8 protein-coding genes are annotated in these 13,027 nt (G+C 73.0%); 1 reads left to right on the plus strand and 7 read right to left on the minus strand.

Features of this window, described 5'->3' with window-relative positions; translation table 11 throughout:
• Positions 1-68: 68 nt before the first annotated feature.
• The 5 genes from EV567_RS07155 to EV567_RS07175 form a co-directional block, all read right to left on the minus strand.
• The gene (locus EV567_RS07155; protein ID WP_407071574.1) at positions 69-4,193 is read right to left on the minus strand and encodes a molybdopterin-dependent oxidoreductase; all 4,125 of its coding nucleotides are present in this window, start codon (positions 4,191-4,193) and stop codon (positions 69-71) included.
• Positions 4,194-4,451: 258 nt separating this feature from the next.
• Positions 4,452-4,961 carry an O-acetyl-ADP-ribose deacetylase gene (locus EV567_RS07160; protein ID WP_130437809.1) on the minus strand — a complete coding sequence of 170 codons (510 nt, stop codon included), beginning with the start codon at positions 4,959-4,961 and terminating at the stop codon, positions 4,452-4,454.
• 71 nt (positions 4,962-5,032) lie between these two features.
• Positions 5,033-6,445 carry an NAD(P)/FAD-dependent oxidoreductase gene (locus EV567_RS07165; RefSeq protein ID WP_130438300.1) on the minus strand — a complete coding sequence of 471 codons (1,413 nt, stop codon included), beginning with the start codon at positions 6,443-6,445 and terminating at the stop codon, positions 5,033-5,035.
• A gap of 120 nt (positions 6,446-6,565) precedes the next feature.
• The gene (locus tag EV567_RS07170) at positions 6,566-7,438 is read right to left on the minus strand and encodes an inositol monophosphatase family protein (RefSeq protein ID WP_130437810.1); all 873 of its coding nucleotides are present in this window, start codon (positions 7,436-7,438) and stop codon (positions 6,566-6,568) included.
• Between the two features lie 131 nt (positions 7,439-7,569).
• Positions 7,570-9,396, minus strand: coding sequence for a gamma-glutamyltransferase family protein (locus tag EV567_RS07175; protein ID WP_130437811.1), 1,827 nt, complete (start codon positions 9,394-9,396; stop codon positions 7,570-7,572).
• 196 nt (positions 9,397-9,592) lie between these two features.
• Here EV567_RS07175 and EV567_RS07180 point away from each other — a divergent pair, with 196 nt between their 5' ends.
• Positions 9,593-10,261, plus strand: a complete 669-nt coding sequence (locus EV567_RS07180) for a hypothetical protein (RefSeq protein ID WP_130437812.1) — start codon at positions 9,593-9,595, stop codon at positions 10,259-10,261.
• A gap of 39 nt (positions 10,262-10,300) precedes the next feature.
• On the opposite strand, the gene EV567_RS07185 is transcribed toward EV567_RS07180, so the two are convergent.
• On the minus strand, positions 10,301-11,830 hold the full coding sequence (locus EV567_RS07185; RefSeq protein WP_165430321.1) for an NCS1 family nucleobase:cation symporter-1: 1,530 nt from the start codon (positions 11,828-11,830) through the stop codon (positions 10,301-10,303).
• A gap of 170 nt (positions 11,831-12,000) precedes the next feature.
• Entirely contained in the window at positions 12,001-13,020 is a 1,020-nt protein-coding gene (locus EV567_RS07190; protein WP_130437814.1) for a TIGR03842 family LLM class F420-dependent oxidoreductase, read from the minus strand.
• Between the last annotated feature and the right edge of the window lie 7 nt (positions 13,021-13,027).

Below are 13,027 nucleotides of genomic sequence, written 5' to 3' on the forward strand. Positions count from 1 at the left end.
GCGCAACATCTCTTGACACCCGCCACGGCAGGTCCGTCTTGCCCCTCCCGCCCCCGGTGCACGCTTCCTCAGTAGACGTCCCGCACATACCGTTTGTCGGACGCGAGCCGCTTGACGTACGCCGCCGCCTCGTCCTCGGCCAGACCGCCGTGCACCACGGCGATGTCGTGCAGGGCCCGGTCGACGTCCTTGGCCATGCGGGAGGCGTCGCCGCAGACGTAGAAGTGGGCGCCGTCCCGCAGCCAGGACCACAGCTGCGAGCCGTGCTCGCGCATCCGGTCCTGCACATAGACCTTGGCGCGCTGGTCACGGGAGAAGGCGGTGTCCAGACGGCTGAGGACGCCGTCGGCGTGCAGGGCGGTCAGCTCCTCCTCGTAGTAGAAGTCCGTCGCCCGGTGCTGCTCGCCGAAGAACAGCCAGTTGGGGGCGTGGTGGCCGCGGGCCCGGCGCTCTTCCAGGAAGCCCACGAAGGGCGCGACACCGGTGCCGGGCCCCACCATCACCATGGGCGTGGCCGGGTCGGCGGGCGGACGGAAGGACGGGGCGCGCTGCACGTGCACCGGCACTCGCGCGCCAGGCTCGGCGTCGGCGAGGAACGGCGAGCAGACGCCCTGGCGGGGGCGGCCGGCCAGGTTCTCGTAGCGCACCACGGAGACCGTGAGGGAGACCAGGTGCGGGTCGGCCGCCGGGCTGGAGGAGATGGAGTACAGGCGCGGCTGGAGGCGTCCCAGCGTCCCCGCCCACTCCTGCGGCCCGGCCCGGACGCCGAACTCCGCGGCCACGTCGACCGCCTGCCGGCCCCAGGACCACTTCGCCAACTCCCCCTTGTTGTCCGGGCGCAGCAGCTTGCGCAGCTCGCGCGGATCCCGGGTGCGCTCGGCGGTGAAGCGCAGCAGGGCGGGAGTGATGCGGGTGATGTCGAGATGGCGCAGCAGCGCTTCACCGAGGGGGACCTCGCCGGCCCCGCTCACCTCGACGGCGGCGTCGGCGTCGAGACCGGTCACGGCCAGCCACTCCGCCACCAGGTCCGGGGAGTTGAGGGGGTGCACGCCGAGGGCGTCGCCGGCCTCGTAGCCGAGCGGGGTGTCGTTGTCGCGGGTGTCGAAGGTGAAGCGGCGCACCTCCTTGCCGGAGCCCGGCAGGCTCAGCAGCCGGTTCCCGACGAGGCGGGCGGTGACGGGGGCGGGGCGCTTGGAGCGTGCCGGGGCGGCCGCCGCGGGCGGGGCCACGGTGGGGGCGGGCGCGGCGGCGGCACGGATGCCCGACGGGTGGTGTGAAGGCGTCGGCGGTGCCGGTGCGGGCGCCGGTTCCGCGTTCTCCTTCAGCGCGGTGAGCACATGGTCGAGCCAGGCCTCCGCCTCGCTCTCGTAGTCGGGTTCGCAGTCGGTGCGGGGGGCGAGCCGGACGGCGCCCAGTTCGCCCAGCCGGTCGTCGAGGCGTCGGCCGTGCCCGCAGAAGTCGTCGTAGGAGGAGTCGCCGAAGGCGAGGACGGCGTAGCGCCGCCCCTCCAGGCGTCCCGCGTCGGGCGCGGCCAGGCCGTCCCAGAACCCGGCCCCGTTGTCGGGGGCGTCGCCGTCGCCGAACGTGCTGGTGATCAGCAGCAGGTCGGCGTCGCCGGGGAGCGCGGCGGGGTCGGCCTCGTCCATGGCGACCAGGGAGGCCGCGTGGCCGCCGTCGGTGAGCCGCCGGGCGGTGGCGGCGGCGAAGTCCTCGGCGTTGCCGGTCTGGGAGGCCCACAGGATCACGACGCTGCGGCCGGGAGCCGGCCGGGGCTCGGGGCTGCTGCGGGAGTACAGCCCGGCGAGGGTGCCGTTGACCCACAGGGCGTGCTCGGGGCTGAAGGGGGCGTCCGGGGGCAGGACGGGGACTCCGGGGGCGCCGGCCGGGATGCCGGCCAGGAAGCCCACGAGGTACTGCCGTTCGCGTGCCGTGAGGACCGGGGGCGGACTCGGCTCCAGGCCGAAGACGGCGGCCGCCGAGGGCTGCACGGCGGCCGGCACGGCGAGCGCGCCGCCCGCGTCGGGAGGCTGCGGTCCCGCCGGCGCCTTTCCGTTCGCCGGGGGCCCCACGCCGCTCGCCCCGAGGGCACCCCCCGGTGTCTGCACGCTCACCGGCGTCGACACCTTCGTCAGCGCCACCGCGCACACCTTCAGCTCGGGCTGGAAGGACAGCGGGTCGACGGCGTCGCTGGTCACGGCGTTGACGCTGAGGTACTCGCCGAACAGGTCGTTCCAGTGGAACGGCGCGAAGCAGGAGCCGGGCAGCACCCGGTCGGTGACCACGGCGGGCAGCACGGCGCGCCCGCGCCGTGAGGCGACCTCGACGGAGTCGCCGTCGGCGACGCCGAGCCCGGCCGCGTCCTGCGGGTGCACCTCGACGAACGGGCCGGGGTCGAGCTTGTTGAGCTTGGCCACCTTGGCGGTCTTGGTCAGGGTGTGCCACTGGTGCTGGAGGCGGCCGGTGTTCAGCACGAACGGGTAGTCCTCGTCCGGCATCTCGGCCGGCGGGACGTGCGGACGGGCGTGGAAGACGGCACGGCCGCTCGGGGTGGCGAAGGTGAGGGAGCCGTCGGCGTCGACGTAGCGGATCGGGTTGCGGTCGGGGCCGTCGGGGTCGGCGGCGGGCCACTGCACCGGGGCGGCGCGCAGCCGGTCGTAGGAGACTCCGCGCAGGTCGTAGCCGGTCTGCGGGTTGTGGAAACTCTTGATCTCCTCGAAGACCTCCTCCGCGCTGTCATGGCGGAAGCCGTCCTCGTACCCCATCGCCCTCGCGACCTCGGCGATGAGACGCCAGTCGGCGCGGGCCTCGCCGGGCGGGTCGGCGGCGGGGCGGGCGAGGGTGAGGTTGCGCTCGCTGTTGACGAGGACGCCCTCGGTCTCGGTCCACAGCGCGCCCGGCAGGACCACGTCGGCGTAGGCGTTGGTCTCGGTGTCGGCGAAGACGTCCTGGGTGACGACGAACTCGGCGGCCTCCAGGCCCTCGATGACCGTCTTGCGGTGGGCGACGGAGGCGACCGGGTTGGTGCAGATGATCCAGCAGGCCTTGATCTCGCCGTCGGCCATCTTCCGGAACATCTCCACCGTGCCCTTGCCGACGCCGTCGGCGCGGATCGTGCCCGGCGGCAGCCCCCACCGTTCCTCGACGAAGGCGCGGTCGGCGTCGACGAGCACGGACCGCTGGCCGGGGAGTCCGGGGCCCATGTAGCCCATCTCCCGCCCGCCCATCGCGTTGGGCTGGCCGGTGAGGGAGAAGGGGCCGCTGCCCGGGCGGCAGATCTTGCCGGTGGCTAGATGCAGGTTGACCAGGGCGTTGGTGTTCCAGGTGCCGTGGGTGGACTGGTTGAGGCCCATCGTCCAGCAGCTGGTCCACTCCCCCGCCTCGCCGATCAGCCGGGCCGCCTCACGCAGGGCTTCCTCCGGGACACCGGTGATGCGGGCGACGGCGGCGGGCGGGTAGTCGGCGAGGAACTCCGGCATCGCCTCCCAGCCCTCGGTGTGGGCGGCGACGAATTCGGGGTCGGTGTGGCCGTTCTCGTGCAGCAGGTGCAGCAGGCCGTTGAGCAGGGCGAGGTCCGTACCCGGGTTGACCTGGAGGAACAGGTCCGCCTTCTCGGCGGTCGCGGTGCGGCGCGGGTCGACGACGATCAGCTTGGCGCCCGCCTTCACCCGGTCCGTCAGCCGCAGGAAGAGGATCGGGTGGCAGTCGGCCATGTTGGAGCCGATGACGAGGAAGACGTCCGCCTTGTCGAGGTCCTCGTACGAGCCGGGCGGCCCGTCGGCGCCGAGCGAGAGCTTGTAGCCGGTGCCGGCGCTCGCCATGCACAGCCGGGAGTTCGACTCGATCTGGTTGCTGCCCAGATAGCCCTTGACCAGCTTGTTCGCCAGATACTGCGCTTCGAGGCTCATCTGCCCGGAGACGTAGAGGGCGACCGCGTCGGGGCCGTGCTCGTCGACGATCGCCCGCAACCGCCGGGCCGTCTCGGCGACGGCCGCGTCCACGGGCGCGGGCTCAGGTTCCTCCCCGCGGTCGGCGCGGACCAGGGCGGTGGTGAGCCGGCCCGGCGCGGCGAGCATGTCGGCGGTGGTCGCGCCCTTGGTGCAGAGCCGGCCGCGGTTGGCGGGGTGCTCCTTGTCGCCCGTCGCCTTCAGGACCGTGCGGCGTCCGTCCGGTCCGCGGCCGACGTCGAGGACCATGCCGCAGCCGACGCCGCAGTACGAGCAGACCGTGCGCACCTTCGTCGCGCTGTCGGTCCGCGGGTCCGGCACGGCCACGGGCGCCCCCTTCTGTCTGACGGTCGGCCTGGTGAGAGCCTCTGCGAGCCTTCGGCGACCGTACGAACCGCGCATTACGCAGGTGTCTCCCGGACCGGCGGCCAGGGGTTAAGCCCGACGCACAGCGGGGGGCGGGCGGGTGTGAGTACGCGGTCCCGCCCAGGGGGTGACCGGCCTCGCTCAGTCGAGCCGTGCGGTGAACGCGGCGTACGCCCGCTCGTCGAAGAGGACGAACCTCGCTTCCTCGACCGCCGTGTCCGTGGCTCGCACCGTGTCCACGGCGATCCGCGCGGCGTCGTCCACCGGCCAGCCGTAGACGCCGGCGGAAACGGCGGGGAACGCGACCGTGCGGGCGCCGAGTTCGTCGGCGACCCGCAGCGACTCCCGGTAGCAGGAGGCCAGCAGCTCCGAGCGGTCCTCGGTGGGGCTGTACACCGGGCCGACGGTGTGGATCACCCAGCGTGCGTCGAGCGCGCCGGCGGTGGTGGCCACGGCGCGGCCGGTGGCCAGTCCCTTTCCGTAGTGGGACGCGCGCAGGGCGCGGCACGCCTCGAGGATGGCGGGGCCGCCGCGCCGGTGGATGGCGCCGTCCACTCCCCCACCGCCGAGCAGCGAGGAGTTGGCCGCGTTGACCACGGCGTCAACGGACTGCCGGGTGATGTCGCCCTGCACGAAGGTGATGGCGGTCATGGCTCACGCTTCCTTTTCCTCAGCGGGTGGCCCGGGAGCGGCGGCGCGGGGCCTTCGGCCGGGCCGGCGGATCACGGCTCCTGCCGCAGCCTGCGCCAGACCGCCTTCGCCGCGTTGTGCCCGGACATGCCGTGGACGCCCGGCCCGGGCGGGGTGGCCGAGGAGCAGATGAAGACGGCCGGGTGCGGGGTGGAGTACGGGGACAGGGACAGCCGGGGGCGCAGCAGGAGCTGCAGTCCCGAGGCCGCGCCCGAACCGATGTCGCCGCCGACGTAGTTGGCGTTGCGGGCGGCGATCTCGGCGGGGCCCGCGACGGCCCTGGCCAGGACGCGGTCGCGGAAGTCCGGTGCGAAGCGCTCCAGTTGGCGTTCCATCACCTCGGTGAGGTCGCCGGTCCAGCCGTTGGGCACATGGGCGTACGCCCAGAAGACCTGCTTGCCGGCCGGGGCGCGGGTGGGGTCGACGACGCCGGGCTGCACGGTGATCATGAAGGGGCGCGTGGGCGGGCGGCCCTCCCGGGAGGCGGCGCGCAGGGCGGCGCCGATCTCCGCGCTGTCCGCGCCGATCTGGACCGTGGTGGCGGCCCTGGCCTCCGGGGCGGTCCAGGGGACCGGACCGTCCAGCGCGTAGTCGATCTTGAAGACGCCGGGGCCGTACTTGTAGCGCTCGTAGAAGCGGCCGAGGCCGGCGATGCGGGCGAGGGCGGTGGGCGAGGTGTCGAAGACGTAGGCGCGGGCCGGGGGCAGGTCGTCGAGGCGCTTGACCTCGTAGTCGGTGTGGATGGCGCCGCCCAGGTCGGTGAGGTAGCCGGCGAGGGCGTCGGAGAGGGCCTGGGAGCCGCCGCGGGCCACCGGCCAGCCGCGGGCGTGCGCGGCGAGGGCGAAGACCAGGCCGACCGCGCTGGTGGCGAAACCGCCGAGCGGGGCCATGACGTGGGCGACCAGACCGGCGAAGAGGGTCTTGGCGGGCTCGTCCCGGAAGCGCCGGGTGAGCCAGGTGGAGGGGGGCAGGCCGGCCAGTCCGAAGCGGGCCAGGGTCACCGGGTCGCGGGGCAGGGCGGTCAGCGGCAGGGACATGAAGTCCCGGACGAGGGTGTCCCATCGGGGCAGGAACGGTTCGACCAGCCTGCGGTACGCGCCCGCGTCGCGCGGCCCGAAGGAGGCCGCGGTCTCGGAGACCGAGCGGGACAGCACGGCGGCGCTGCCGTCGGGGAAGGGATGCGCCATGGCCAGTTCGGAGTGCAGCCAGCGCAGGCCGTAGCGCTCCAGGGGCAGGGCGCGGAAGGCGGGCGAGTTGACGGCGAGGGGGTGCGCGGCGGAGCAGGGGTCGTGACGGAATCCGGGGAGGGTGAGCTCCTCGGTGCGGGCGCCGCCGCCCACCGTGTCCCTGGCTTCGAAGAGGGCCACGGAGAAGCCGCGCCTCGCCAGCTCCACGGCGGCGGTCAGACCGTTCGGTCCCGCCCCCACCACGACCACGTCAAGCATCGGCACTTCGGACCCCTTCGTCAGCCGGTGGCCTCCGCGTTCAGGATATGCCGGGGGCCTGACACGGCCGACGCGGCGGTGTCCTGCGGCGCCCCGGCACCGGCGGCTTCCGGCCTCTTGTTACGCGGGAAGGCCGCCCGGCGACTCAGCGCCGCCCCCGGTGAGCAGCTCCCGCACGCGTCGCGCGGTCGCCGCGTCGCGGGCCGCCGTGAACGGCAGGCTGTTGCCGCCGGTGATGCGGAACGGCTCGCCACCGAGCGTGAGATGGGCGCCGCCGGCCTCCTCGACCAGCAGCAGTCCCGCCGCGTGGTCCCAGGCCGCCTCCCAGGAGAAGGCGGTGGCGTCCAGCTCGCCCCGGGCGATGGCGAGGTACTCCAGGCCGGCCGAGCCGCAGGGGCGCGGGGCGACGCCGTCCGTCCACAGCCCGAGCAGGGAGCGCTTCTGCTCGTCGGTGGTGTAGTCGGGGTGGGAGGTGGCCACCTCCAGGTCACGGCCGGGCGTGGGCGGGCCGGCGAAGAGCCGCTGCCCGTCGAGGAAGGCCCCGCCGCCGCGTACGGCGGTGGCGAGCCGGTCGAGGGCGGGCGCGTACGTCCAGGAGGCGAGCACGACGCCGTGGCGGGCGAGGGCGACCAGGGTGCAGAAGCCGTCGTCGCCGTGGACGAACTGCCGTGTGCCGTCGACCGGGTCGACGATCCAGACGAAGGCGTCGCCGCGTATCGCCTCGTACGTCGCCGGGTTGGCGTGGACCGCCTCCTCGCCGACGACGACCGAGCCGGGCAGCAGGCCGCCGAGGGCGTCGGTGAGGTACAGCTCGGCGTTGCGGTCGGCGTCGGTGACGAGGTCGTGCGGGCCGTTCTTCTGGTCGATCTCGTGCGCGGCGAGCTGCCGGAAGCGGGGCATGATCTCGGCCGCGGCGGCCTTGCGGACGGCTTCCTCCACGTCGGCCGAACGGCGGGCGAGAAACTCGTCGATGGTTTCCATGTCTTCGATCATGCCTCCATGAGAGCACGCCCCACTGACAATCCCCGCCGGGGCGGTGCACACCGGGTGGAATCCGGATGAAGAAGGGGTTCGCCCCGGCACCCTTCGACAGCCCCTTCGAAGGCTGACTTCAACGGCCCACTTCAACGGCCCACGGCGTAGCCCTGCATGCCGCGCGGGTTCGCCGCCGCCGACAGGATCCCCGTCCGCGGGTCGCGGGCGACCGCGCAGAGGCGGCCCTCCGACCATGCGGCGCCGACGGCCACGTCGTGGCCGCGCCGGCGCAGCTCCTCGACGACCTCCGCGGGCATGCGGGACTCGACGGTGAGGCTGCCGGGGCGCATGCCGCGCGGGTAGAACGAGCCCGGGAAGGAGTCGTTGTGCCAGTTCGGGGCGTCGATCGCGCCCTGGAGGTCGAGGCCTCCGCGCACGCGCGCGCGGAGGGCGACGGCGAGGAGGAAGTGCAGCTGCCACTGGTCCTGCTGGTCGCCGCCGGGCGTGCCGAAGGCCAGCGCCGGGACGCCGTCGCGCAGGGCGATGGTGGGGGTGAGGGTGGTGCGGGGACGGCGGCCCGGTGTGAGGGTGTTCGGCAGGCCCTCGGTCAGCCATGTCATCTGCAGCCGGGTGCCCAGCGGGAAGCCCAGTTCGGGCACGACCGGGTTGGACTGGAGCCAGCCCCCGCTGGGGGTGGCGGCGACCATGTTGCCCCAGCGGTCGACGACGTCGAGGTGGCAGGTGTCGCCGCGGGTCAGCCCCTTGGCGTCGACCTCGGGTTCGCCCGGCACGGGCGAGGTCGGCGTCTTGGCGACGGTCGGCTCGCCCACGCCCATCGGGCTGAAGCCGGGCTCGTCGGACAGGACCACGCGCGCGTGCTCGCTCAGTCGGGGGACGCGCCCGCCGGGTGCGCCGGGCCGCAGCTCGTACGACGCCTTGTCGGCGACGAGGGCGCGCCGCCCGGCGTTGTAGGAGTCCGAGAGCAGCTCGGCGAGCGGGACGTCGGCCGCGTCGCCGTACCAGGCCTCGCGGTCGGCCATGGCCAGTTTGCAGCCCTCGACGAGCAGGTGGACGTAGTCGGCGGAGCCGTAGGGGGGCAGTTCGGGCGGGAGCAGGGCGAGTTGCTGGAGGAGGGCGGGTCCCTGGCTCCAGGGGCCGGCCTTGCACACGGTCCAGCCGTTCCAGTCGTACGTCGCCGGCGCCTCGTACGTCGCGGACCAGGCGGCGAGGTCGTCGGCGGTGAGGACGCCGGTGTGGTGGGCGCCGCTGGTGTCCAGGGTGGGGCGGCGCGCCTGGCGGACCATCGCGTCGGCCACGAACCCGGTGCGCCACACCTGCCGCGCGGCCTCGATCCGGGCCTCCCGGTCGCCGGCGCCCTCGGTCTCGGCGAGCAGCCGCCGCCAGGTGGCCGCCAGGGCGGGGTTGCGGAACAGCCGGCCGGGTCGGGGCGCTTGTCCGCCGGGGAGGTACACCTCGGCGGAGGAGGTCCATTCCGTCTCGAACAGCTCGCGTACCGTCTCGACGGTCGCGCCGAGGTTCTCCACGGGCGGGTGGCCGTCCTCGGCGTACCCGACGGCGTACTTCAGCACGTCGGCGAGGGACTTGGTGCCGTGGTCGCGCAGCAGGAGCATCCAGGCGTCGAACGCGCCGGGGACGGCGGCGGCGAGCGGTCCGGTGCCGGGGACGAGGTCGAGGCCGAGCGCCTTGTAGTGCGCGGCCGTCGCCCCGGCGGGCGCGACGCCCTGCCCGCACAGCACCCGCACCTCACCGCCGGCCGGCGCCAGCAGGACCGGCACTTCGCCGGCGGGCCCGTTGAGGTGCGGCTCGACGACATGCAGCACGAACGCCCCGGCCACGGCGGCGTCGTAGGCGTTGCCCCCGTCCTCCAGAACGGCCATGGCCGACTGCGAGGCCAGCCAGTGCGTGGACGAGACCATGCCGAAGGTGCCCTGGAGGGTGGGGCGGGTGGTGAACAAGGAGGCTCCTCACTGCACGGCGGTCCGTCACGCGATCGTACGGTCCCGGGGGAATCGGAGCGGGGCCGGTGTGAGGGTTGGGTCACTGTGGCCGTGCGCTGAGCGTTCGCTCTTTCGCCGGGCGGGGAGTCATGTGACACTGGCGTACCCGTCCGTATCGCGGGCCGCGTCCGCCTCGTCCTGACGAAAGAGCGCCGTGCGTTCTCTGCCCTTGCCGCTCGCGCTCACCGCGCGCATCTCCCCCGTGGCCGTGCTCGCCTGCGCGGGCTGGGCGTTGACCTCCGGTCCGCTCACCTCGGCGCAGAGCACCGACGCCGCCACGACGCAGAAGCCCCCCTCGCCGTCGCAGAGCGCGCCGTCCTCCACGGCGGTGTCGAAGACGTACGCCTCCGCGCCCGCGCCCTGTGCGGGGGTGGCCGCGAAGACCGTCGCCTCGCTGGTGCCGGGGGCGAAGGCGGCGGGCAAGGAGATCCCCTCCACCGACACCACGCTGCGCCGCACCTGCTCCTGGAACGCCCTCAAGGGCTACGACTACCGCTGGCTCGACGTCTCGTTCGAGCTGATGGACTCGGACGAGGCGGCGCGGTCCTCGTACAAGGAGCGGGTCGGGGACAAGAGCGGCGGCGGGGCGGTGCCGGGGCTCGGCGACGAGGGGTATTCGGTGGTCAACCTGGCCACCGAGGACAAGCAGCAGACCCGTGAGGGCACGGTGTTCGCGCGGGTGGCCAACGCGCTGGTGGTCGTGACGTACAACGGCAGCGACTTCGAGACACAGAAGGCGCCCGGCACGGACGAGATCAACAAGGGTGCGATCAAGGCGGCGAAGGAAGCGGTGGCCGCGTTGCGGGCCGGCCCGAAGAGCTGAACTCCTCGGGCCGGCCCGCTCGTTCGCTGTCCGCACCGGTCAGACGGTGGCTTCCTCGCGGCGTCCGCGCAGCAGCATCAGGGCGACGTACAGCACCATCGAGGTGCCCAGGCCCACCGCCCAGCCGTAGTCGGCGAGCGGCTCCAGTGCGGGGACGGGCCGGCCGTCGATCAGCGGTTCGAAGCTGGCGCCGCCGACGGCGAGGACACCGCCGACGACGAAGGCGACGACCGCCCGCCAGTTCCAGCCGCCGTCGTACCAGTACCGTCCGCCCGCGCGGTACAGGTCGCTCAGGTCGAGCCGGCCGCGGCGCAGGATCCAGTAGTCGGCGATGAGGATGCCGGCGACCGTGCCGAGCAGTCCGCCGACCAGGCCGAGCCAGGTGAAGATGTAGCCCTGCGGGTCGGAGTACAGCTTCCACGGGAAGATCAGCACGCCGAGGACGCAGGTGGCGAGGGCGCCGGTCCGGAAACTGATCTTCCGGGGTGCGATGTTGGAGAAGTCGAACGCCGGTGAGACGAGGTTCGCGGCGATGTTGACCGACAGGGTCGCCACCAGCACCGTGACCAGCGCGAAGAGCAGGCCGACGGCGTTGTCCGTCTTGGCGGCGAGCTGGACCGGGTCCCAGATCGTCTCGCCGTAGACCGCCTGCGAGCCGGAGGTGACCATCACCGACAGCAGCGCGAACAACGTCATGGTGGTGGGCAGACCCAGCGCCTGTCCCCAGGTCTGCGCCTTCTGGGACTTGCCGTAGCGGGTGAAGTCGGGGATGTTCAGCGACAGCGTGGACCAGAAGCCGATCATGCCCATGAGCGACGGCCAGAACAGCTTCCAGAAGTCGCCGCCCCAGCCGAGCTTGGAGGGCTGGTCGAGCAGCGGGCCGAAGCCGCCGGCCTTGTCGCTCATCCAGACCAGCATCACGAGCGCGCCGACGAGGACGAAGGGCGCGGCCCAGTTCTCGAAGCGGCGGATCGTCTCCATGCCCCGGTAGATGACCGCGACCTGGATCGCCCAGAAGATCGCGAACGACAGCCACATCGTCCAGGCGTAGCCGCCGACCTTCCCGGCGTCCGTCCAGCCGTTCCCGATGAGTTTGCCGGCGAGGAAGTAGATCGCCTCGCCGCCGATCCAGGTCTGGATGCCGAACCAGCCGCACGCCACCAACGCCCGCACGACGGCGGGGAGGTTGGCGCCGCGGATGCCGAAGGAGGCGCGGGCGAAGACCGGGAAGGGGATGCCGTACTTGGGTCCCGCGTGCCCGGTGAGCAGCATCGGGACCAGCACGATCACGTTGGCCAGCGCGATGGTGAACACCGCCTGCTTCCAGTCCATGCCGACGGCGATCAGACCGGAGGCGAGCGTCCACGACGCCGTGTTGTGGGCCATGCCCACCCAGAGCGCGGAGAAGTTGTACGTGGTCCAGGTGCGCTTGTCGACGGGGACCGGCAGCAGGTCCTCGTTGGCGTAGGGGCCGCTGGGCTGCGGCGAACCGGGGGCGATCTCCACCCGGCCGTCGGCGAGGGTGACTTGGGCGGTCGGGGGTATGGCCGTGGGAGCGGTGTCGGTCATGGGCAGGCCAATCAAACGAGAGGTGGATCCGGAAAGGCCGTGCGGGTCTTTCGGCCCCCTCCCCGCCTTGCGCGGCGGGGAGGGGAGAACTGGGGTGGGGGGTCGGGAAGCCCGGCCTCGGGATCGGGGAGCCCGACTCCGGGGCCGCCAAGCCCGACTCGGGCTGCGGGTCAGGCGTTGATCGCGGGGATGACCGTGGCGCCGTAGGCGTCGATGACCTTCTCCTGCGCGTCGTGCATGTCGTAGAGGGCGAACTGGTCCACGCCCAGCTCGCGCAGTGCCCGGAGCTTCTCGATGTGCCGCTCGGCGGTGCCGATCAGGCAGAACCGGTCGACGATCTCGTCGGGGACGAACTCGGTGTCGGGGTTGCCGCTGCGGCCGTGGTGGGAGTAGTCGTACCCCTGGCGGGCCTTGATGTAGTCGGTGAGTTCCTCCGGGACCTGGGCGGAGTGCTCGCCGTACTTGGACACCAGGTCGGCGACGTGGTTGCCGACCATGCCGCCGAACCAGCGGCACTGGTCGCGGGCGTGGGCGAGGGCCTCGGGCGAGTCGTCGTCGGTGACGTAGGCCGGGGCGGCGACGCAGATCGTCACCTCGGACGGGTCGCGGCCGGCGGCGACGGCGGCGTCCTTGACGGCTTTCACCATGTACTCGGTGAGGTAGAGGTCGGCGAGCTGGAGGATGAAGCCGTCGGCCTCCTCGCCGGTCATCTTCAGCGCCTTGGGGCCGTAGGCGGCCATCCAGACGGGGAGTTCGGCGCCTTCCCCGATCCAGGGGAACCTGACGACGGTCCCCCCGAGGTCGGCCTCCTGGCCCGAGCCGAGAGCCCTGATGACCTTCATCGCGGAGCTGATCCGGGCGAGGGTGTTGGGGGTGCGTCCGGCGACGCGCATCGCGGAGTCACCCCGGCCGATGCCGCACACCGTGCGGTTGCCGAACATGTCGTTGAGGGTGGCGAAGGTGGAGGCGGTGACCTCCCAGGTGCGGGTGCCCGGGTTGGTGACCATCGGGCCGACCGTCAACCTGCTGGTGTTTGCGAGGATCTGACTGTAGATCACGAACGGCTCCTGCCAGAGCACGGCGGAGTCGAAGGTCCAGCCGTGGGTGAAGCCGTTGTTCTCGGCCCGCCGCATCAGGTCGATGACCTTCGAGGCCGGCGGATCCGTCTGCAGGACGAGTCCGAAGTCCATGGCGCCG

The organism is Streptomyces sp. BK239 (assembly GCF_004217285.1).
Taxonomy (GTDB): domain Bacteria; phylum Actinomycetota; class Actinomycetes; order Streptomycetales; family Streptomycetaceae; genus Streptomyces.